Consider the following 22,055-nt stretch of genomic DNA (forward strand, 5'->3'; position numbering starts at 1 on the left):
CAATGACGCGTGCGTCATTATCGACTGTTACCCAACTGTTACAAGGCAAAAATTCGCGCTTTGTGCACCTCAGCATCGAGGCACGCTTGCCTTTGTCGAGTCGACCTGTTGCTCATGTCTCGTATCGCGCAGCGATGACTTTTGCGCGGCCGTGCAGCCGGCTTGCCGGTCCACTGTCGCCTCCCCTCGCACTGCGGGCAAACCCTCGGCCAGCACCAGCGCGATGTTGGCGCACAACAGCATGCACAGCACCCATGCGAACAGCAGTTGCAGCCAGCCCAGCCACCAACGTCGCGGCGCCTCCACGTCGCGTTCGTAGGGCATGTGAATCAATGCGTTCCATCTCATGGCAGTGCTTTCAAAACCCGGGCGAGCCGGGACAGACCGACACCCGCAGAACTCTTGGCCAACACCCAGTCGCCCGGTTGCAGCAGACCGCCCAATGCGGTCGACAGGTCCGACACGTCCACGAACCAGTGCGAACGGACCTTGGTACGGATGCGCGCGTGCAGCGCCCGCATGAGCGGACCGCACAGCAGCACCCGGTCGGGCTGCGACGCCAGCAACTCTTCCTCCAAGTCGAGGTGATGGCGTTGCGCCGCAGGACCCAGCTCCTGCATGTCGCCAAGGATGGCGACACGTCGCGCAGGTTCGCAGGGGGCTTGTGACAGCAATTCGAGCGCCGCCCGCATCGAGCTGGGGTTGGCGTCATAGGTTTCATCGATCAGCTTGAAGCTTCCGCCGCCGATGTGAATGGTGTGCAGCGCACCGCGTCCGCCTGGCGGCTCGAAGTGCGCGAAGGGCTCGACCGCCGCGGCCAGCGGCAGGCGCAGCGCCTGCAGCGCGCCGAGCGCGGCGACGGCGGCGGCGCCCATGTGGCGGCCCGGCGCGTTGAGCCGCAGCTGGAAGGGCTCGCCCGCCACCTGCGCCTGCACTTCGCCGTGGTCGAAGGCCAGCAGGCGCACGTCGGCGTCCTTGTGCTCGCCGTAGGTCACGATCTGCAGCTGGTGCGCCATCGCGGCTTCGGCGAAGGTCGCGAACTCGGGCATGTCGCGGTTGAGCACCACGTTGTCGCCGGCGGCCATGCCCTGGAAGATCCGGCTGTCCATGCGCGCGGCGGCGTCCGAGGGGCCGCGGTGCTTCTGCGACGCAGCCGAGAGACCGGTCACCACCACCAGCGAAGGCCGCACCAGTTGCGACGACGCGGGCATGTGCGAGGTGCCCATCTCCAGCACCCAGTAGGCCGCATGCCGCGGCATGCAGGTGAGGTTCCACGCGATGCCCGAGGGCAGGCTGATGTTGCCTTCGGGCTGGCCGACCTCGCCCCACACGGTGAGCGCGCCGGCCATCATCGCGGCCACGGTGCTGCTGCCGGTGCCATGGCCCAGCACGCCGCAGACGCGGCCGGTGAATTCGGTGCGCGCATGCTCGCCCAGTTGCAGCACGGCCTGCAGCACATTGGGCACCTTGAGCACCGGCACGCGCTTGTCCAGGTGCGGCTTGGGGTCGGTGCACAGCACCGCAGCGGCCGGCTGCAGCACGCCCTTGAGCGTGACGGCTGCCAGCGGCGTCTTCGACGGGCGGGTCTGGTTCTCGAACACCACGCGGCCCTTGCGCATGAAGGAGCGCTGCGTCACGCCGCTCGCGCGCCAGCCGTCTTCGGGGCGCACCACCCATTCGCCGCCGGTCACGCGCGCCATTTCGCTCGCGGTCCAGCTGGCGCCGTCGTCCCGCGGGCTGCTGGCGGCACCGCTCATCGCACCCAGCGGCACGCGCCGCTCGATGAGGTAGCGGTGGTACGAGGCGAAGCCCGAGACGTACTGCTCGACATCGTCGATGCGCACGCGAAACGCGTGGTGGCGAATGAAGAACGAACCGACGACGGTGGAAGGCCGCCGGAAGTACATCGCCATCTCCGGCCAGAAGAAACCGTTGAGCAGGTAGTGCGCGCGGTAGTCGAGCGCGCGGTAGAACTTCTCGGTGTCCAGCTCGTCGAGCAGGTGCCGCATCGCGGGCATGCTCTCCAGGCGTTGGAGCATCTGCTGCGCGGCGAGCATCAGCCCGAGCAAGGTCGGGAAGGTGGTCTTGCGGTCGAGCACGAAGTCGAGATACCCCGCGACGTTCTGCAGCCCGAAGCGGAAGTACTTCTCCTGCGGGCTCCAGTGCGTGAGCTCGTTGACGCAGCAGCTCAACCAGTGGTCGTGCGCCTGCCAGTGCTGGCTCGCGATGAAATGATCGAACGCCTTCTCCACCGCCGCCAGCCAGCGCGCGTCGCGCGTGAGGCCGTAGAGCCGCATGAGCCCGTAGGCGGCTTCACCGTCGTAGTAGATGACGCGCGACGCCTGCTTCACCGCCAGGTCGGTGGCGTGCAGCACGTGGTTGAAGCGGCCGGTGGCCGGGTCCTGCAGCGACACGATGCCCAGCGCCAGCTTTTCCAGCAGCGGCAGCCAGCGGCGCGTGTCCATGAGCTCGCAGTACTTCACCAGCGCGAGCACGCAGGCCGCGTTGCCGCCCAGCTTGATCTCCCCGCCGGTGTCGACAAGAAAGGCCACCTCGCGGCCGTCGGCGAGCTGGTAGTCGCGGATCAGCCAGTTGGTGAGGTGGTCGAGCGCGCGGTCGATGGCCGAGCGCAGGGTTTCGTCGCGCGTGACTTCCCACGCCTCGAGCATCGCGTGGATCGCGCTCGCATGGCGCATCGCGTCGTAGGTCGGGATGCGGCGGTCGAAGCACGGGAAGTAGCCGTACACGAAGAGCCCGTCGCTCTGCACCTGGCGCGCGAGGTAGGCCGAGCCGCTGCGCACGAGGTCCATCGCCGACTGCGGATTGAGCGCCGGCAGCTGGCGGCGCCCCGCATCGAGCCCCGTGCCGATGAGCTTGTGCACCACGCCGTCGGGCTGGCAGAAAACGCCCACCGTCGCCAGCAGGTAGACCGGGTGGTCCGTCGGCATGTCGAGCGCGAGCGTGCGCTGGAAGCGCGCCTGGCCGTAGGCCTCGAAGTTGCGCGGGTTCATCACCGCATGCGCAATGGTCGAGTCGCCCGCCAGCATCGCGTTGGCGTTGAGCTCCTGCTCGGTGAAGGCGATCTCGAAGTCCTTGTCGAAGGCGAGGCCCAGGCGGAAGTAGTTGCGCTTGACCGCGGTGAGCTGGGTCTTGAACTGCGCCCAGTCCATCGGGCTCGCGCCCTCGACCCAGTCGATGCGAAGCCACGGCGACACGACACCATGGTCGCGCACCCAGCGCTCGACGATGTCGGCGCCTTCACACCATGCGGTCTCGAACTCGGCGGCCCGCGCATGCACGACGTGCGCACGCTGCGAACCGTCGCTCACCGAGAAGAACAGCGTGAACGCGGGGTAAGGGGCAGGCAGCGCCGCGCACACCGACGCAAGGCGTTCGTGGCAGGCGTGGAGCTGGTCTGAAAAGGACATCATTCGGCCCCGATCGAGTGCGGGAGACCGGTCGCGTCCGTCATCTATCTGCTTTCGCTCGGACGACGGAATCGCTGACCGGAGACTGTTGCCTTCGACGTCATCGCTTGGGCTCCGGCTTCAGCGGTAGCTGAATTCGGCGCGGCGATTGAGCTGGTAGCCCTCCTCGGTGGTTTCCAGGGACGCGGGCTTTTCGATGCCCCAGCTGATGGCCTCGACACGTTCGGCCGGCACGCCGAGCTGCGTGAGCGCCCGTTGCACCGACTCCGAACGGCGCTGGCCCAGCGCGAGGTTGTATTCGCGGCCGCCGCGCGAGTCGGTGTGGCCTTCGATGACCACGCGGCTCGTCGAGCGGTTCTTCATGAAGCTCGCATGCGCTTCCACGATCCGCTGGTCCTGCGGACGGATGTTGTATTTGTCGAAGTCGAAATACACGATCTTCGGCACGCCGGCCGGGCCGTTCTGCACCGGTGCCGGGGGCGCCGGTTCCACCTTGGCCACCGCGGCCGCGCCCTTGTTCGAGTAGTAGTAGGTCGCGTCGTCGCGGCCGCTCTTGGGCGTACTGCAGGCGACGAGGCTGGCCCCGAGCGCAACGATGGCCAATATCCGGAAATTCTTTTTCATATCAATCCTTTCGCGGGACAGGCCGGTGGCCGGCCTGTCCCTGTACTGCGGTTCCCTCTCTCCTTCGCTTGCTCTTCTTTCTATTGATCCTTCGATCAACCCAGCAGGCCGTGCAGGATGTTGGTGACCGGCGAGGTCGCGTGCTCGACCAGGCTGGTGATCGGGGTCACGACATCGGTCACCAGCGGGGTGACTGCGTGGTCGACCGTGTTCACCACGGTGGCCACGGTGTCGACCACCGGTGCCACCGCACCCGATGCGCCCGCCAGGATGTCGGCCACCGGCTCGACCACTCCGGTCGCGGCACCCGCCACCGTGGCGACGATCGGAGCGACCGTGTCCGTCAGGCTGCTTGCCACGTCGGAGACCGGCTGCAGGATGTTGGCGACCGGACCGTCGCTGCCCAGGAGGCCGCCGAGCAATCCACCCACCAGGCCGTCCTGACCCAGCAGGCTGCCGACGAGACCGTCGTTGCCCAGCAGGTTGCCCACGAGGCCGTCGTCACCCAGGAGGCCACCGACCAGGCCGTCGTTGCCGAGCAGGCCGCCGACGATGCCGTCGTCGCCCAGCACGCCACCGAGGAGGCCGCCGTCACCGCCGAGGACGCCGCCCAGGAGGCCGTCATCACCCAGGACACCGCCGAGCAGGCCACCGTCGCCGCCGAGGACGCCGCCCAGGAGGCCGTCGTCACCCAGGACACCGCCGAGCAGGCCGCCGTCACCGCCGAGGACGCCGCCCAGGAGGCCGTCGTCACCCAGGATGCCGCCGAGCAGGCCGCCGTCGCCGCCGAGGACGCCGCCCAGGAGGCCGTCGTCGCCCAGGACACCGCCGAGCAGGCCGCCGTCACCGCCGAGAACGCCGCCCAGGAGGCCGTCATCACCCAGGATGCCGCCGAGCAGGCCGCCGTCACCGCCGAGGACGCCACCCAGCAGGCCGTCGTCACCCAGCACGCCGCCGAGCAGGCCGCCGTCACCGCCGAGGACGCCGCCCAGGAGGCCGTCGTCGCCCAACAGGCCGCCTACGAGGCCGTCATCACCGAGGATGCCGCCGAGGAGACCACCGTCACCGCCGAGAACACCGCCCAGGAGGCCGTCGTCACCCAGCACGCCACCGAGAAGACCACCGTCGCCACCGAGCAGACCGCCCAGCAGGCCGTCATCACCCAGGACACCGCCGAGGAGACCACCGTCGCCACCGAGCAAACCGCCCAGGAGGCCGTCGTCACCCAGCACGCCACCGAGGAGACCACCGTCGCCACCGAGCAGACCGCCCAGCAGGCCGTCGTCACCCAGGACACCGCCGAGGAGACCACCGTCGCCACCGAGCAAGCCGCCCAGCAGGCCGTCGTCACCCAGCACGCCGCCGAGGAGACCACCGTCGCCGCCGAGCAGACCGCCCAGCAGGCCGTCGTCACCCAGCACGCCACCGAGGAGACCACCGTCGCCACCGAGCAAGCCGCCCAGCAGGCCGTCGTCACCCAGCACGCCGCCGAGGAGACCACCATCGCCACCGAGCAGACCGCCCAGCAGGCCGTCGTCACCCAGGACACCGCCGAGGAGGCCGCCGTCACCGCCGAGCAGACCGCCCAGCAGGCCGTCGTCACCCAGCACGCCACCGAGGAGGCCGCCGTCACCGCCGAGCAGACCGCCCAGCAGGCCGTCGTCACCCAGCACGCCGCCGAGGAGACCACCGTCGCCACCGAGCAACCCGCCCAGCAGGCCGTCGTCACCCAGCACGCCGCCGAGCAGGTCGCCGTCCAGCAGGTTCGCCACGCCGTCGGTGAGGAAGTCCACTTGCGTGTCCACCGCATTCAGCAGCGCCGCGGTCGTTCCCGCGCCGAGCAGCTGGTCGGCCAGCGGGCTCACGAGGCCGCTCACACCGTCCGTCACCTGGTCCACCACGCCGTCGACCGGATCGAGGACGTTGGGGTTGTTCGGGGTGAACACGTCGCCGAAGATCGGGGCCAGCAGGCCGTCGACCACGTCGGTGACGTTGTCGGTGAGGCCGACCACCGGGGTCAGCAGGTCGCCGAGACCCAGGCCGCCGAGCACGCCGTCGTTCAGGCCGCCGACGATGCCGCCCACGATGCCGTCGGTCGGATCGAGCAGGGCCGGACCGCCAGGCGTGCCGGGGTTGCCGCCGCCGATGCCGTCCAGAATGCCGCCGAGCAGACCGCCCAGGAGGCCGTCTTCACCGATGAGGCCGCCGACGATGCCGTCTTCGCCGAGCAGGCCGCCAGCCAGGCCGTCAGGTCCGAGCAGGCCACCGACGAGACCGTCGTCGCCGAGCAGGCCGCCGACCAGGCCGTCATCGCCCAGCAGGCCACCGAGGAGACCGTCGTCGCCGAGCAGGCCGCCCACGAGGCCGTCACCGCCGAGCAGACCGCCGACCAGGCCGTCGTCGCCGAGCACACCGCCCAGCAAGCCGTCGTTGCCGAGCAGGCCGCCGACGATGCCGTCGTCACCCAGCAGGCCGCCGAGGAGGCCGTCGTCGCCGAGCAGGCCACCCACGAGGCCGTCGTTGCCGAGCAGACCGCCCACGAGGCCATCGCTGCCGAGGAGGCCGTCTTCACCGAGCAGGCCACCGACCAGGCCGTCGTCGCCGAGCAGGCCGCCCAGGAGACCGTCTTCACCCAGGAGGCCGCCCAGCAGGCCGTCGCCGCCGAGCACGCCGCCCAGCGGGCCGCCTTCGCCCAGCAGGCCGCCGACGATGCCGTCTTCACCGAGCAGGCCGCCCAGGAGGCCGTCGGTGCCGAGCAGGCCACCGGCCAGGCCGCCTTCACCCAGCAGGTTGCCGAGCACGCCGTCTTCGCCGAGCAGACCGCCGACCAGGCCGTCGTCGCCCAAGAGGCCGCCGAGGGCGCTGCCGTCGCCGATCAGGCTGCCCAGCAGGCCGTCCGCACCGAGCACACCGCCAACGACACCGCCGAGCAGGCCGTCTTCGCCAAGCAGGCCGCCGACCAGGCCATCGTCGCCCAGCACGTTGCCGAGCAAGCCGCCGACGGCGCTGTCTCCGCCGATCAGGCCACCGACCAGGCCGTCTTCGCCCAGCAGGCCGCCGACCAGACCGTCTTCAGCCAGCAGGCCGCCGATCAGGCCGTTGTCGCCCAGCACGCCGTCCAGCAGGCCACCGACGATGCCGTCTTCGCCCAGCAGGCCGTCCAGGCCGAGACCGGAGGTCAGGCCGCCCAGCGGGCCATCACCGGCGAGCAGGTTGTGCAGGCCGTCGGTCACGTAGTCGACCTGGCCCAGCAGCGAGCCGAGCAGCGCATCGGTCACGCCGGCGCCCAGCAGGTTGTCCACGATGGGGCTCACCGTGTTGCCGAGCGGATCGAGGATGTTGCCCACGACGTTGTCGACCGGGTCGAACTCGTTGGGGTCGTTCGGCGTGAATTCGGAACCGAGTAGCGGAGCGAGCACGCTGTCGACCACATCGGTCACACCGTCGACCACACCGGACACGGGCGTCAGGACACCGCCCAGGCCAAGGGTGTCGTCGATGGCGTCGATCGCACCGCCGACGAGGTTGTCGCCTGGATCGAGCAGATGGTCTGCGTCTGCGTCTGCGTCTGCGTCTGCGTCTGCGTCTGCGTCTGCGTCTGCATCGGCGTCAGCGTCTGCGTCTGCATCGGCGTCAGCGTCTGCGTCTGCGTCTGCGTCTGCGTCTGCATCGGCGTCAGCGTCAGCGTCAGCGTCAGCGTCAGCATCGGCATCGGCATCGGCATCGGCATCGGCGTCAGCATCGGCGTCAGCATCGGCGTCAGCATCGGCGTCAGCGTCAGCGTCTGCATCGGCGTCAGCGTCAGCGTCAGCGTCAGCGTCAGCGTCAGCGTCAGCGTCAGCGTCAGCATCGGCATCAGCATCAGCATCAGCATCAGCATCAGCATCAGCATCAGCATCAGCATCAGCATCAGCATCAGCATCAGCATCAGCGTCGGCATCGGCATCGGCATCGGCATCGGCATCGGCATCAGCGTCTGCATCGGCGTCAGCATCAGCGTCAGCGTCAGCGTCTGCATCGGCGTCTGCATCGGCGTCAGCGTCTGCATCGGCGTCAGCGTCAGCGTCTGCGTCTGCGTCTGCGTCTGCATCGGCGTCAGCGTCTGCATCGGCGTCAGCGTCTGCATCGGCATCACCGTCGGCATCCGCATCAGCATCCGCATCCGCGTCGGCATCCGCATCGCCGCCATCGCCGATGCCAGGAACCAGGAACGGCACGCCGCTGCTGCCGCCATCGCCACCGCCGCTCAGTGCGGCACCCAGTGCCGCGGCGCCCAGTGCGCCCAGCGCAAATTCGCCGAGGCCGATGCCGCTGCCGGCAGCGAGCTTCTTGGTCACGGCCAGCGCGGCTGCATCCGCATCGCTGTCGGGCGGGGTGACCTGCAGGTCACCCGAGGCCACATCCACATTCACTTGTTCGAGGCCGCCGGGCAGCTTGGTCGAACCGATGGTCGCATCGGTGCCGCCGGTGAAAACGCCGGCCAGCGGCGCCTTGTTGGAAGCCGAACCGGGGAACAGCACGTTGGCGTGGCCGTCCTGCGGAACGATCACGCGGTCACCCGCGATCAGGGTCTGGTTGCCATCCACCGGGATGCGGACACCGTCGCGCATCACGGCAGTGCCGGGCGTAGCATTGGACAATGTCCCGATGCTGGCAGGCCCGGAAGGGGCGGCGGAAGCCGTCGAACCCATCGCGGCAGGACTGCCTAGCGGAGTGACGGTGGCTTGGGCAAGAACCACAGGAGCTGCGCTGGATGCGGCAAGTCCTTCGGTCGAAACGGTCGATGCTTGTGGAGCGTTCATGGCAGCCTCTGTGACAAAAGATGCATGTACAGGGGCAACTTGCGTGCCGCTTTTTGCAAGCCTTGCCAATGAAGCGCCGCAAGCGATTCAAGTCGTTGATTTACATGAGAATTTTTTTGAAAAACGTCGGCGCGGCCGCACATCGAAACAGCGCGTAAGGAGGTCATTCCGCGATTCGTTACGTAACGATGTAACGCCCCGTACCCGGAACGCCGCGCGTGTTCCGGGTACCGCGAAGGCCGGCGCGCGATGGCATTTCGGGCGACCTCCTCCCCACGCTTTCTTCACTCTCTTCTTCTTATCTATATATATGTTCAACCCCTCCCAGGAAGACGTACGCCGCTTCTTCTGCGACGTGTACGCCAAGCACCGGCAGGGCCTTCCGATGGAAGCGCTCGAGACCATTGCCGCCGGCTGGATCGACGAGCACCCCGAGTACCACGAGGACCTGGCCGATGCCGATGCCGCGGTGGCGCGTGTGTACGACGGATCGAACGGGCGCGAGAACCCGTTCCTGCATCTGTCGATGCATCTCTCGATCAGCGAGCAGTGCTCCATCGACCAGCCGCGCGGCATCCGCCAGGCCGTCGAACTGCTGGCGGCGCGCCGCGGCTCCCTGCTGCATGCGCATCACGAGGCGATGGATTGCCTCGGCCAGATGATGTGGGAGAGCCAGCGCGCCGGGCGCCCGCCGGATGGCGAGGGCTACGTGGCGTGCGTCCAGCGCCGCGCCACGAAAGATTGATCAGGGTTTCTGCCTACTTCGCGATGGCAAGGTGCCCTGCTGCTTGGCGCCTTCGCGCAGCAACGCGGCCATCGCAACGCGCAGCGACGACGCCTCGGCATCGCTGCGCAACAGCAACCCGACCGGCTCTTCCGTCCCCGCGGTGTCGATGCGCAAGCGCACGAGCCGGCCTTCTGCCAGCTCGCCGCGCGCGGCGCCGAACGGCGTGATCCAGACCGCATCCGACACCGCCACCAACGCGCACGCCACCCCCACGTCGAGCGTCTGCAGCGCATGGGGCGGCAGCGCGAGGCCGCGCGCCGACAGGAAGCTCTCGGTGTTGTGGCGCGGGATCGTGCCCTCGCCGTAGACCACCAGCGGGTAGTCGAGCACCGCCCGCACGGGCGCCGGCTTGAGCGCGAGCGGATGCCCTGCGCGCACCGCGAACACCAGCGGCTCGGTGTAGAGGAGCTCGAAGCTCAGGCCACCCATCAGGCGCGGATCGCTCATGCGGCCCACCACCAGGTCGAGCTCGCCGGCGCGCAGTTCGTCGAGCAGCACCGCGTTGGCGGCACTCTTCACCGCGATCTGCGCGGCGGGCCAGTGCGCCCGCAGCCGCGCCAGCGCCGGCGGCAGCAGCGCCGGCGCCACGCTCGGCAGCGCGCCGATGCGCAGGCGCTCGATGCGGCCGCCCGCTGTCGGCGCCACCGCCTCGGCGCTGGCATCGAGCGCTTCGAGCACCCGCAGCGCATGCGCCAGCAACTGCTCGCCGGCCGGCGTGAGCCCCTGCACCCCGCGGCGGCCGGCCTGGCTGCGATCGACCAGGCGCGTGCCGACGATAGCTTCGAGTTCCGAGAGCGTCTTGGACACGGCCGGCTGGCTCAACGCGAGCCGCGCGGCCGCGCGCGCCAGGTGGCGCTCCTGCGCCACGGCGACGAAAGTGCGCAAGTGCCGCAGCTGCACGTTGCGGATGAAATCCTGGCGAAGGTCGGCGGGTGCGTTCAATGAATGCTGGTTATGAAAACTGGAGCAATCTTCAATTTACATCATCGGACGGCGCTTCTAAAGTCGTGCTTCCCGGATTCGTCCCACGACAGGAGACAACGCATGTTGACCAAGACCCAGAGCGCCCTGCCGGCGCTCACCCCTCGCGACTGGGACTCCCATCCCGCCTACGTCTACCCCGGCTACAAGTCCACGGTGAAGCGCGGCCCGCAGAAGCCGCTGATTCCGCTGAAGGCTTCGCTCGGCGAGCTGCAGCAGCCCGTGTACGGCCACGACAGCATCGGCGAGTTCGACCATGACCTCACGCGCAACGCGCGCAAGAACGGCGAGCCGCTGGGCGAACGCATGATCCTCACCGGCCAGGTGCTCGACGAGCGCCGCCGCCCGGTGGCCAACACGCTGGTCGAGCTCTGGCAGGCCAACGCCGCCGGCCGCTACGTGCACAAGGTCGACCAGCACGATGCGCCGCTGGACCCCAACTTTCTCGGCGCGGGCCGGTGCCTCACCGACAGCGAAGGCCGCTACCGCTTTCTCACCATCAAGCCCGGCGCCTATCCGTGGGGCAACCATCCGAACGCCTGGCGCCCGCAGCACATTCACCTGTCGCTGTTCGGCCAGAGCTTCGCGAGCCGCCTGGTCACGCAGATGTACTTCCCCGGCGACCCGCTGATGCAGTACGACCCGATGATCACCGGCACCCCCGAGCGCTACCGCAACCGGCTGATTGCCGACTTCAGCCTCGACATCACCGAAGAGGGCTACGCGCTGGGCTACCAGTTCGACATCGTGCTGCGCGGCGCCGACGAAACGCCGTTCGAGAACCGCTGAAAGGAATTTCCCATGCCATTGATGACCGCACAGGAAGCCGACTTCGGCCAGACCCCCTCCCAGACCGTGGGCCCCTACTTCGCCTACGGCCTCACCGCCACGCAGTACGGCTACGACTTCGACCAGCCCTTCGACGCCGTCGTGGCGCTCGACGGCGCCACCGGCCAACGCATCCGCCTCGAAGGCCGGGTGATCGACGGCGACGGCAATGCGATCGGCGACGCGCTGGTCGAGATCAGCCAGGCCGACGGCGAAGGCCGCTACCCGCAGACGCCGGAAGAAGCGCGCGCGCTGGGCTTTCGCGCCTTTGGCCGCGTCGGCACCGGCACCGATGCAGAGAACCGCTTCGTGTTCCACACCGTCAAGCCCGGTGCCGAGGCGCCCGGCGAAGCGCCGCACATCAACGTGATCGTGCTGATGCGCGGCCTGTTGCTGCATGCGTTCACGCGCGTGTATTTCAGCGACGAGGTCGAGGCCAACGCGAAGGACGTGGTGCTGCAGAGCGTGCCGGCCGAGCGCCGCCATACGCTCATCGCCGAGCGCGTGGAGCAAGGCGGCGCGGTGAGCTACCGCTTCGACATCCGCATGCAGGGCGCGGACGAGACGGCGTTCTTCGACGTCTGATCTCAGGGAAATCCCCAACAAAAAAGCCCGCATCGCGCGGGCTTTTTTGTTGGGAGCGAAGCGCTGAAGTGGCTTACTGCGCTGCGTGATGGATGCGCGACTCGGGCACCGTCTTCAGTTCGCCAGGCACCGAGGCGATGTAGCTGGCCAGCGTCTTGAGTTCGGCATTGGTGAACTTCTTGGGTTCGACCTGGCCGGCCATCACCGCGTTCGAGCGGCCCAGGTGGCTGTTGTTCTTGACGCGGTACGACTTCAGCGCCACGAAGAGGTAGTCGGCATGCTGGCCGGCCAGCTTGGGCACGGTGCCGTCGTTCGGGGTGTTGAAGTTGGCGCCGTGGCACTTGGTGCAGCTGTTGTCGGGACCGTTGCGGCCGACCAGCGCGGTGATGTTGTCGGGCATGGCCTTGGCGAGGGCGGCGGGCGGTGCATCGCCTTCCTTCACGCCCAACTGGCTGTAGTAGGCAGCCACGTCGGCAATGTCCTGCTCGGAGAGCGAATCGGCAATGGCGCGCATGGTGGGGTGCTTGCGGTCGCCGCCCTTGTACGCGGTGAGCGCAGCGGCGATGTAGGTGGCGCTCTGGCCCGCGATCATCGGCACCTTGTGGATTTCAGGGAAGCTGGCCTGGTAGCCAATGATGCCGTGGCAGCCCACGCACATCTGAACCTTCTTTGCCCCGTCCTGGGCCTTGCCAGTGACTTGTTGGGCTTGTGCCGAGAGCGTCACGCAAGCGACAGCAAGGGCAAACATCGTGGTCAACAGCTTGTTCATTTTGCGCGCACAATCTCGTGGAGATACAGTTTTTCGAATCAACATTCGATTATATGCAGGGGTCTTCCGGAACCCCGTGCAGGCCAACCCTGAGGCTGCACGACGCGCGTCGAGTGTGTTCTTTTCTCCACCCCGCCTTTCCACCTCGCTTCTCGTTCACTCATGAAATTCAAGGGCTCAGACAACTACGTCGCCACTCAGGACCTGATGCTGGCGGTCAACGCCGCCATCACGCTCAAGCGCCCGCTGCTCGTCAAGGGCGAGCCCGGCACGGGCAAGACCATGCTAGCCGAGGAAGTGGCGCAATCGCTGGGGCTGCCGCTGCTGCAGTGGCACATCAAGTCGACCACCAAGGCGCAGCAGGGCCTGTATGAATACGACGCGGTGAGCCGCCTGCGCGATTCGCAACTCTCCGACGTGGACGGCGGCGAGCGCGTGAAGGACATCCAGAACTACATCGTCAAGGGCGTGCTCTGGCAGGCCTTCACGGCCGACCAGCCCGTGGCCCTTCTCATCGACGAGATCGACAAGGCCGACATCGAATTCCCGAACGACCTGCTGCGCGAAATCGACCGCATGGAGTTCTACTGCTACGAGACGCGCGAGCTCATCCGCGCCAAGCACCGGCCGGTGGTGTTCATCACTTCCAACAACGAAAAGGAACTGCCCGATGCGTTCCTTCGCCGCTGCTTCTTCCACTACATCAAGTTCCCCGATGCCGAGACGATGAAGCACATCGTCGCCGTGCACTTCCCAGGCCTGAAGCAAGAGCTGCTCACGGCCGCGATGAAGACCTTCTACGACGTGCGCAACCTGCCGGGCCTCAAGAAGAAGCCCTCGACCTCCGAACTGCTCGACTGGCTCAAGCTCCTGGTGGCCGAAGACATCCCCCTCGAAGCCCTGCAGAGCAAGGACGACAAGGTCGCCGTGCCGCCGCTGGTGGGCGCGCTGCTCAAGAACGAGCAGGACGTGACGCTCTTCGAGAAGCTCGTCTTCATGCAGCGCAACAACCGATGAGCGAATCTCCCCGGCCGCATCCCACGGGCCAACTGCTCAAGCTGGGCGTGGCCCAGGCGGTGCTGTTCGTGCTGGGTGCGCTGCTCGGCCGCTGGGTCGGGCTGCTGCTGGGCCTGGATGCCTTCGGCGCCGGCGGCTACGGCAACAAGGAGATCTTCGGCATCCTGCTGATCGGCCTGGGTGGCGGTGGTGGGGTACAGATCGCACGCGCCTGGTATGTGCGCAAGTACGGCAATCCGAGAAGCTGAAATTCAGAGGTGTTTGAGATGGCGTTCGTCGAACCTGTCACGCTGAAGGCCCGAGGCATTGCGCTGATGCCGCTCTCGCTGGACCACGAAGAGGGCCTGCGCGCCGCCGCAGCCGATGGCGAACTCTGGAAGCTGCGCGTCACCTCCGTGCCCGAGCCCGAGAACACCCGCGCCTACATCGAGACCGCGCTCAAGACGGCCGACCGCTTCGCCTTCGCCGTGACCGAAGCGGCCACCGGCACCGTGCTCGGCAGCACCAGCTTCCACGACATCCTGCCGGGCGTGAAACGCGTCGAGATCGGCTACACCTGGTACGCCGCGCGCTGCCAGCGCACCCACGTCAACACCACCTGCAAGCTCCTGATGCTCACGCATGCGTTCGACACGCTCGGCTGCAACGTGGTGGGCTGGCGCACCGACAACTTCAACTTCGCCTCGCAGCGCGCCATCGAGCGCCTGGGCGCCAAGAAAGACGGCGTGATCCGCGGCCACGTGATGCGCCGCGACGGCACCATCCGCGACACCGTCATGTACAGCCTCCGCGCGGGCGAGTGGCCCGAGGTGAAAGCCCAGCTGCTCTACCTGCTCGACAAGCCGCGCGACTGACTGAATCACAAGGAGCGACCCCATGCTCATCGATTTCTTCTACACCCTGCGCTCGGCCAAGCTGCCGGTGTCCGTCAAGGAATACCTCACGCTGCTGGAGGCGCTGCAGGCCGACGTGGTGGGCCCCAACTCCGACGGCGCCTACGGCATCGACGACTTCTACTACCTCTCGCGCACCGCGCTCGTGAAGGACGAGAAGCACTACGACAAGTTCGACCGCGCCTTCGCCGCCTACTTCAAGGGCGTGGAGATGCTCACCGACTTCACCAAGGAAGTGCCGCTCGACTGGCTCAAGAAGACACTGGAGCGCGAGTTCACGGCCGAGGAGAAAGCCAAGATCGAGAAGATGGGCTGGGACGAGCTCATGGAAACGCTCAAGAAGCGCTTCGAGGAGCAGAAGGAGCGCCACGAGGGCGGCAGCAAGTGGATCGGCACCGGCGGCACCTCGCCCTTCGGGAATGGCGGCTACAACCCGCAGGGCATCCGCATCGGCGGCGCGGGAAAGAACAAGAGCGCCGTGAAGGTGTGGGACCAGCGCGCCTACAAGGACTACGACGACACCCAGGAGCTGGGCACGCGCAACATCAAGGTGGCGCTGCGGCGCCTGCGCAAGTTCGCGCGCGAGGGCCACGAGGAAGAGCTGGACCTGGACAACACCATCCAGTCGACCGCGGCCAATGCCGGCTACCTCGACATCAAGATGCGGCCCGAGCGCCACAACAACGTCAAGGTGCTGCTGCTGATGGACGTGGGCGGCACGATGGACGAGCACATCCAGCGCGTCGAGGAGCTGTTCTCGGCCGTGAAGACCGAGTTCAAGCACCTGGAGTTCTATTACTTCCACAACTGCGTCTACGACTTCATGTGGAAGAACAACAAGCGCCGCTTCTCCGAGAAGTTCGCGACCTGGGACATCCTGCGCAAGTACAACAAGGACTACAAGCTCATCTTCGTCGGCGACGCGACCATGAGCCCCTACGAGATCCTGCAGCCCGGCGGCAGCGTCGAATACAACAACGAAGAGGCCGGCGCCGAGTGGATCCAGCGCCTGACGCACACCTTCCCCAAGTTCGCGTGGATCAACCCCGAGCCCCAGGGCGTGTGGCAATACAGGCAGAGCATCGCGGTGATGCAGCAGCTCATGTCCAACCGCATGTACCCGCTCACGCTGCGCGGCCTGGAAGACGCGATGCGCATGCTCTCCAAGTAATGCGCAAGTAGGACACCCGCAGCGCACCGGCAAGACCGGCGCTGTCTGTATCCGGAAGCTTCAGGAACCGGCGAATCTTGCTGTCAGAATCCGCCCATGGTCAGGGTGGTATCCGTTTCTTCGCCGGCGTGGTGGCCGGCTTTGCTTTTTTGTGGCGTCCTTCTTTTGCAAGGCTGCAGCTTGCTGCCGAAAAAAGAGAGCACCGAGGGCAAGCCCGTCGCGGGCCTGGTGCGCAGCGGCGATGCCGACACGGCCGCCAAGGACAGCAGCAAGGACGAGAAGAAGACCGACAAGCGCGACGCCTTCACCGTCGACGTGCGCGGGCCTGAAGCGGTTCGCGACTACCTCGCGCTGCACCTGGAAATCCAGCGCTACCGCGAGCTCGACGACCTCGGCGCCACGGAAATCTCCCGCCTCATGGTCGCCGCCGAAGCCAATGCGCGCGAACTGCTCGGCACCCTCGGCTACTTCACCCCCACGCTGACGCTCGAGCTCAACGAAACGCCCGAGAGCACCAAGGCCCCGCGCGAAATCGTCATCACCGTCGCGCCCGGCGAGCCCACCAAGGTGAGCAACGTGCAGATCAGCTATGCCGGCGAGATTGCCAAAGATGCGGCCGACGACACCGCGGCCGAGGCGCAGCGCGACTCGATCCGCACCGGCTGGGCCTTGCGCGCAGGCCTGCCCTTCACCCAGCAGGCCTGGGACGATGCCAAGACCACCGCGCTGCGCAGCCTCACGGCCAAGCGTTTCCCGACCGGCAACATCGAGGTGAGCCGCGCCGAGGTCGATGCCGACCGCAGCGAGGCGCGCCTCTCCGTCACCTACCAGTCGGGGCCGGCCTACAAGTTCGGTCCGCTCATGCTGCGGGGCCTGCAGCGCTACGACCCCGACGGCGCACGCCGCATCGCGCGCCTGCCCAGCGGCACCGACTACGACCAGCAGAAGCTGCTCGACGCCCAGCAGCGCCTGGCCAGCAGCGGCTACTACGACTCGGTGTTCCTCACGCTCGACACCGAGAGCGGCAACCCGCTGGCCGCTCCCGTGATCGCGCAGCTGCGCGAAGCACCGCTGCAGAAGGTGGTGCTGGGCGCCGGCTTCACCACCGACAACGGCCCGCGCCTGTCGATCGACCACATCCACAACCAGATCCCGCTGCTCGGCTGGCGCGCGGTCTCGCGGCTCTCGGTGGACAACGACGTCAAGTCGCTGGGCACCGAGTGGAACGCGATCCCCGACGACAAGGGCTGGCGCTGGTTCTCCGGTGCCGAACTCAAGCGCGAGGAATCGGGCAGCTACATCGTGGACAGCGGGCGGCTGCGCGGCGGGCGCAACAAGTCGAGCGACCACATCGACCGCAGTTACTTCCTGCAGTACGACTACGCGCAGAACCGCGGCGTCAACGCACCGCCCTCGGCCTCGGCGGTCACCGCCAACTGGGGCTGGACCGGGCGCTACTTCGACAACAACTCGGCCCCCACGCGCGGCTATGCGCTCGCGCTCGAACTCGCGGCCGGCTACACGCTCACGGGCGAGCAGACGCCCTTCACCCGCACCTATGTGCGCGGGCTGGGCATCTTGCCGATCGGCTCGGCCGACGACACCGAGTCGCGCGCCCGCCGCAGCCGCCTGCAGCTGCGCGTCGAGGCCGGCGCGGTGTCGGCCAAGGACAGCGCGCAGATCCCGTCCACGCTGATGTTCCTGACCGGCGGCGACACCACCGTGCGCGGCTACGGCTACAAGGACATCGGCACCGTGCGCGCCGACGGCCAGACCGTCGCCGGCCGCTACCTCGGCGTGGCGAGCGTCGAGTGGCAGCGGCCCTTCGTCTACAACAACAAGCTCACCGAATGGGAGAGCGTGGTGTTCGTCGATGCGGGCGCCGTGGCCGACAAGCCCGGCGAACTCAAGCCCAAGGTGGGCGTGGGCCTGGGCGCGCGCTGGCGCAGCCCGGTCGGGCCGGTGCAGGCCGACCTCGCCTACGGCGTGGACACGAAGAAATTCCGCCTGCACTTCCGGCTCGGCTTCACCTTCTGACCCCAGCTTTCGATGTCGAACGAAGAAGCCGTCTCCACCCCCGTGCCACCCGCCGTCAAGCGCTCGCGCGCGCGCCGTGTCATGCGCGCGCTGGCCTGGACCTTCGCGGGCCTCGTCCTGGCCGTGCTGCTGCTCGGCGCGGGCGCGTGGTGGTGGCTGGGCTCGAACACTTCGCTCGCCTTCGCGCTGGCGCAAGCGGCACAGCGCCTCCCCGCGGGCCAGACGCTCGAAAGCCGCGACGTGACCGGCTCGCTGCGCACCGGCGGGCACATCGGCTGGCTCAAGTACCAGAGCGAGAGCATCGCCGTCGAGGTGAACGACGCCACCATCGGCTGGCAATTCGCCCCCCTCTTCCAGCGCAAGGTGCAGCTCGGCGAGGTGCATGCGAAAGAGGTGCTGATCGAGAAGCGCGGTCCGCCGAGCGAAGAACCGACCCAGCCGCTCGAACAGCTCGTGCTGCCCGTCGACGTGGACGTGCCCTTCCGCATCGACGAGGTGCGCTGGGCCGGGCCGCCCGTGCTGGAGGCGAAGAACCTCGCCGGCAGCTACGTCTACAAGAACGCCGAGCACGCGCTCGAAGTGAAGGGCGTCGACATCGCCGATGGCCACTACAGCGCGCGCGTCAAGCTGCAAGGCCCCGCGCCGATGGCGATCGATGCGGCACTCGACGGCCGCGTGAAGGCGCCGCTGGCCGAAGACCACAACATCGATGTGATCGCGCAAGCCACCGTGAAGGGCACGCTCGCCGGCACGGCCGCGCGCCTGCAGGTCGCCGCCGAACTCAAGCCCGCCGAAGAGAACGCCGATGCGCCGATGGAAGCCAGGCTGCAGGCGCAGATCGCCCCTTGGCTGCCGCAGCCGGTGATCGATGCCAAGGCCGATCTCAGCAACGTCGATGCATCGAGCCTCTGGCCCGGTGCGCCCGAAACGCAGCTCACCGGCACCGTCTCGGTCGAACCCGATGCGGATGCGGGCCCGTCCGCATGGAAGGCCTCGGCCGACATCCGCAACGCCCTGCCCGGCCCGTGGGATCGATCGAAGTTGCCGCTTGAGCAGGTGCAAGGCCGCGTCGGCTTCGACGGCACGAACTGGACCATTCCCGAAGCCACCGTGCGCGCCGGCGGCGGCCGCATCGATGCCGAAGGGCGCTGGAGCCCCGCACCCGCGCCCTGGCAGATTCGCGCGACGGTGCGCAGCGTGCGGCCCGGTGCGCTGCACAGCGAACTCGCCGGCGCGCCCGTCAGCGGCCAGGTCACCGCGCAGCAGCGCGAAGACACCATCACCTTCGATGCATCGCTCAAGGCCGAAGGCGGCGCGGGCAGCAAGTCGCTGCCGGGCTTTGCACTCGACCGCGCGCTGGCGCAGGGCCAGTGGAAAGACCAGGTGCTCGACCTGCGCACGCTGCGCATCGAGGCCCAGCGCGCGAGCGTCGACGGCAAGCTGCAGGTGCGCGTGGACGAGCAGGCCGCGAGCGGCAAGCTCAACCTCGTGCTGCCTGGCGGCGGCGCGCAAGTCGAAGGCCGCATCGCGCCGGACGCGGGCGCGGGCGACATCAAGGCACGCATCGACGATGCCGACACCCTGCAGCGCTGGGTCGAAGGCCTGCCCGGTCTCTCGGGCGTGTTCGCGGGCACCACGGCCAAGGGCTCGGCGCGGCTCGATGCGAGCTGGCAGGGCGGCTGGCGGACCATCCAGCGCCGCATCGAGAATGCCAATGCACCGGCTCAACGCGGCATCGCGGAGCCCACGCTCAAGGCCGCGCTCACCGTGCCCCGCCTCGATCTCAACCTGCCGGCCTCGCAGCCGGGCGGCACCCCCACTGCGGTGCAACTGCGCGAACTGCAGGCCGACCTCTCGGGCAGCCTCGCACAGGCCTCGCTCACGCTCAAGGGCGATGCCACCACCGGCACCCAGAAGGTCACGCTCGACACCCGCGCCAGCGGCGGCATCGCAGGCGCCAACCAGTGGCGCGCCGCCCTCGCCAGCCTGCGCCTGCAGGCGCAAGACAGCGCCCGCCCCGGCAGCCCGTGGATCGTCGAGTTGAGCCGCGAAGTCACCGCCACCATCCGCGCGGGCGGCAACCCGGCCCGCCTGGACATCGAAGCCTCCGCCGCTTCGGCCACGCTGCGCGGCCCCGTGCCCGGCACGGTGCGCATCGACTGGCAGCCGCTGCGCTTCAGCCAGAGCGGCGCGGCGCCAAACAAGGTGTTCCGCGTGCAGTCGAAGGGCCAGATGCAGGGCCTGCCGATGGCCTGGGCCGGCGCCTTCGGCGCGAGTTCGACGCTCAGCGAACTGGGCATCAGCGGCGACCTGATGTTCGACGGCGACTGGGACATCGACGCCGGCGACACGCTGCGCGCCAAGGCCCGCATCGCGCGCCAGAGCGGCGACATCCGCGTGCAGGCCGGCGAGGCCGCGCTGGTCACCCGCATCACGAGCAGCGGGACCGGCACGGCGAGCGAACGCACGATGAATTCCGCGTCCGTGGCGAATGCCGAAGCCCCGGCCACGCCGGCGGGCCTGCGCCAGGCCGAACTGCGCCTCGACGCGGAAGGCGACGCCGTGCGCGCCACGCTGGCCTGGGACAGCGAACGCGCCGGCAAGATCAACGCCGACATGAACACGCGCGTCACCCAACGCGCGGGCGGCTGGCAGTGGGCGCCCGATGCGCCGCTGGGCGGCAGCATCAAGGCCACGCTGCCGAACCTGGGCGTGTGGTCGATGCTCGCGCCGCCGGGCTGGCGCATCGCCGGCACGCTCGACGCCAACGCCACGCTCTCGGGCAACCGCGCCGCGCCGCGCTGGAACGGCACGCTCGGCGCCGACAAGCTCGCGCTGCGCGCACCGGTCGAAGGGCTGGACCTGCGCGACGGGCGCCTGCGCGCCAGCCTGAACGGCGAGCGCATCGAGATCACCGAGTTCACGCTCAAGGGCGGCACCGGCAGCTCGGCCCGCATCGGTGGCCAGAGCGGCAACCGCAGCACCGCAGCGAGCGAAGCGGGCAACGATGGCGGATCGCTCTCGGCGCGCGGCGACATGAGTTGGGGCGCCGCGCCGGGCACCGCCACGCCGAGCATCCGCATGGCCCTGCAAGGCGAACTGCGCGCGCTGCGCGTGCTGGTGCGCACCGACCGGCAGGTCACGCTCTCGGGCGACCTGCAGGCGCGGCTCGATGCCGGCCAGTTCACCGTGCGCGGCAAGCTCAAGACCGACCGCGCCGTCATCATCCTGCCCGACGAGACCGCGCCCAGCCTGGGCAGCGACGTGGTCGTGCGCTCCGCCGCCAAGGACCGCGAAGCGGCCGAGGCCGCGCAGCGCGAATCGGCCCGCGCCGATGCGCAGGCGGCCAAGCCGCAGACCGCGAAGCCGCCCGACATCGTCGTGAACTTCGACCTCGGCGACGACTTCGCGGTGCAGGGCCGCGGCATCACCACGCGGCTCGAAGGCGACCTGGAGATCCGCAGCACCAAGCTCAATGCGCCGCCGCGCATCACCGGCGAAGTGAAGACCGTGAAGGGCCAGTACCGCGCCTACGGCCAGCAGCTCGATGTGGAAACCGGCGTGGCGCGCTTCAACGGCCCCTTCGACAACCCGCAGCTGGACATCCTCGCGATCCGCCCGAACATCTCGCAGCGCGCGGGCGTGCAGATCTCCGGCAGCGCGCAGTCGCCGCGCGTCAAGCTCTATTCCGAGCCCGCGCTCTCCGATGCGGAAACGCTCTCGTGGGTGATCCTCGGGCGCGCCTCGGCCACCAGCGGCGGCGAATCGGCGCTGCTGCAACAGGCTGCGCTCGCGGTGCTGGGCAAGATCGGCAAGTCCGGCAGCGGCGGCAGCCTCGCGAGCCGCTTCGGCCTGGACGAACTCGGCTTCAAGGGCCCGGGCAACGGCGGCGACCTGCGCGAGTCGGCGGTCACGCTGGGCAAGCGGCTGTCGAAGGATTTCTACATCACCTACGAACGCAGCATCGGCGGCACCTTCGGCACGCTCTTCATCTTCTACGACCTCACGCAGCGTCTCACGCTGCGTGGACAGGCGGGCCAGACCAGTGGCCTCGACCTGATCTATACGGTGAAGTACGACTGATCGAAATCCTAGGGACTTCGATCTTGACCGGGCCGAACCCGGAGTTAACA

Annotated in this window: 15 protein-coding genes; 9 read left to right on the plus strand and 6 right to left on the minus strand. The window is 68.4% G+C overall.

All coding sequences use genetic code 11. The annotated features are described in order from the left end of the window. Positions 1 to 69 precede the first annotated feature (69 nt). From J2W23_RS13255 to J2W23_RS13270, 4 genes are all read right to left on the minus strand, one after another. Positions 70 to 348, minus strand: coding sequence for a hypothetical protein (locus J2W23_RS13255; RefSeq protein WP_176659121.1), 279 nt, complete (start codon positions 346 to 348; stop codon positions 70 to 72). Beyond that, positions 345 to 3,431 carry a glutamate ligase domain-containing protein gene (locus J2W23_RS13260; protein ID WP_307649068.1) on the minus strand — a complete coding sequence of 1,029 codons (3,087 nt, stop codon included), beginning with the start codon at positions 3,429 to 3,431 and terminating at the stop codon, positions 345 to 347. The genes J2W23_RS13255 and J2W23_RS13260 overlap by 4 nt, the downstream gene beginning before the upstream one ends. A gap of 117 nt (positions 3,432 to 3,548) precedes the next feature. Next, entirely contained in the window at positions 3,549 to 4,052 is a 504-nt protein-coding gene (locus J2W23_RS13265; protein ID WP_176659119.1) for an OmpA family protein, read from the minus strand. Between the two features lie 95 nt (positions 4,053 to 4,147). Further along, entirely contained in the window at positions 4,148 to 8,854 is a 4,707-nt protein-coding gene (locus J2W23_RS13270; RefSeq protein WP_444875748.1) for a hypothetical protein, read from the minus strand. A gap of 310 nt (positions 8,855 to 9,164) precedes the next feature. Between J2W23_RS13270 and J2W23_RS13280 the strand changes: the two genes are divergently transcribed. Beyond that, entirely contained in the window at positions 9,165 to 9,599 is a 435-nt protein-coding gene (locus J2W23_RS13280; RefSeq protein WP_007838777.1) for a DUF1841 family protein, read from the plus strand. Here the strand turns inward: J2W23_RS13280 and J2W23_RS13285 are convergent, their stop codons facing one another. After that, positions 9,600 to 10,583: a LysR substrate-binding domain-containing protein gene (locus J2W23_RS13285; protein ID WP_307649071.1), complete on the minus strand. Its 984-nt coding sequence runs from the start codon at positions 10,581 to 10,583 to the stop codon at positions 9,600 to 9,602. Between the two features lie 102 nt (positions 10,584 to 10,685). Here J2W23_RS13285 and pcaH point away from each other — a divergent pair, with 102 nt between their 5' ends. Both pcaH and pcaG read left to right on the plus strand, forming a co-directional pair. After that, positions 10,686 to 11,411 (plus strand): protocatechuate 3,4-dioxygenase subunit beta, encoded by a 726-nt coding sequence (gene pcaH, locus J2W23_RS13290; protein WP_176659116.1) that lies wholly within the window; start codon positions 10,686 to 10,688, stop codon positions 11,409 to 11,411. 12 nt (positions 11,412 to 11,423) lie between these two features. After that, complete coding sequence (pcaG, locus tag J2W23_RS13295; protein ID WP_307649072.1) at positions 11,424 to 12,035, plus strand: protocatechuate 3,4-dioxygenase subunit alpha; 612 nt, start codon at positions 11,424 to 11,426, stop codon at positions 12,033 to 12,035. Positions 12,036 to 12,108: 73 nt separating this feature from the next. Here the strand turns inward: pcaG and J2W23_RS13300 are convergent, their stop codons facing one another. Further along, a complete protein-coding gene (locus J2W23_RS13300) occupies positions 12,109 to 12,804 on the minus strand; it encodes a c-type cytochrome (protein ID WP_176659114.1) in 696 nt (231 codons plus the stop codon). Between the two features lie 162 nt (positions 12,805 to 12,966). On the opposite strand from J2W23_RS13300, the gene J2W23_RS13305 reads away from it, so the two are divergent. From J2W23_RS13305 to J2W23_RS13330, 6 genes are all read left to right on the plus strand, one after another. Continuing rightward, complete coding sequence (locus J2W23_RS13305; protein ID WP_176659113.1) at positions 12,967 to 13,821, plus strand: AAA family ATPase; 855 nt, start codon at positions 12,967 to 12,969, stop codon at positions 13,819 to 13,821. Further along, complete coding sequence (locus J2W23_RS13310) at positions 13,818 to 14,069, plus strand: hypothetical protein (protein WP_176659112.1); 252 nt, start codon at positions 13,818 to 13,820, stop codon at positions 14,067 to 14,069. The genes J2W23_RS13305 and J2W23_RS13310 overlap by 4 nt, the downstream gene beginning before the upstream one ends. 18 nt (positions 14,070 to 14,087) lie before the next feature. Further along, positions 14,088 to 14,675, plus strand: a complete 588-nt coding sequence (locus tag J2W23_RS13315) for a GNAT family N-acetyltransferase (RefSeq protein WP_307649073.1) — start codon at positions 14,088 to 14,090, stop codon at positions 14,673 to 14,675. 22 nt (positions 14,676 to 14,697) lie between these two features. Then, on the plus strand, positions 14,698 to 15,885 hold the full coding sequence (locus J2W23_RS13320) for a vWA domain-containing protein (RefSeq protein ID WP_176659110.1): 1,188 nt from the start codon (positions 14,698 to 14,700) through the stop codon (positions 15,883 to 15,885). A 96-nt stretch (positions 15,886 to 15,981) separates the two neighbouring features. Then, positions 15,982 to 17,922: an autotransporter assembly complex protein TamA gene (locus tag J2W23_RS13325; protein ID WP_307649074.1), complete on the plus strand. Its 1,941-nt coding sequence runs from the start codon at positions 15,982 to 15,984 to the stop codon at positions 17,920 to 17,922. A 12-nt stretch (positions 17,923 to 17,934) separates the two neighbouring features. Then, a complete protein-coding gene (locus J2W23_RS13330) occupies positions 17,935 to 22,005 on the plus strand; it encodes a translocation/assembly module TamB domain-containing protein (protein WP_307649075.1) in 4,071 nt (1,356 codons plus the stop codon). Positions 22,006 to 22,055 lie beyond the last annotated feature (50 nt).

Origin of the sequence: Variovorax boronicumulans (assembly GCF_030812215.1) — a bacterium.
In the GTDB taxonomy this organism is placed as follows: domain Bacteria; phylum Pseudomonadota; class Gammaproteobacteria; order Burkholderiales; family Burkholderiaceae_C; genus Variovorax; species Variovorax boronicumulans_C.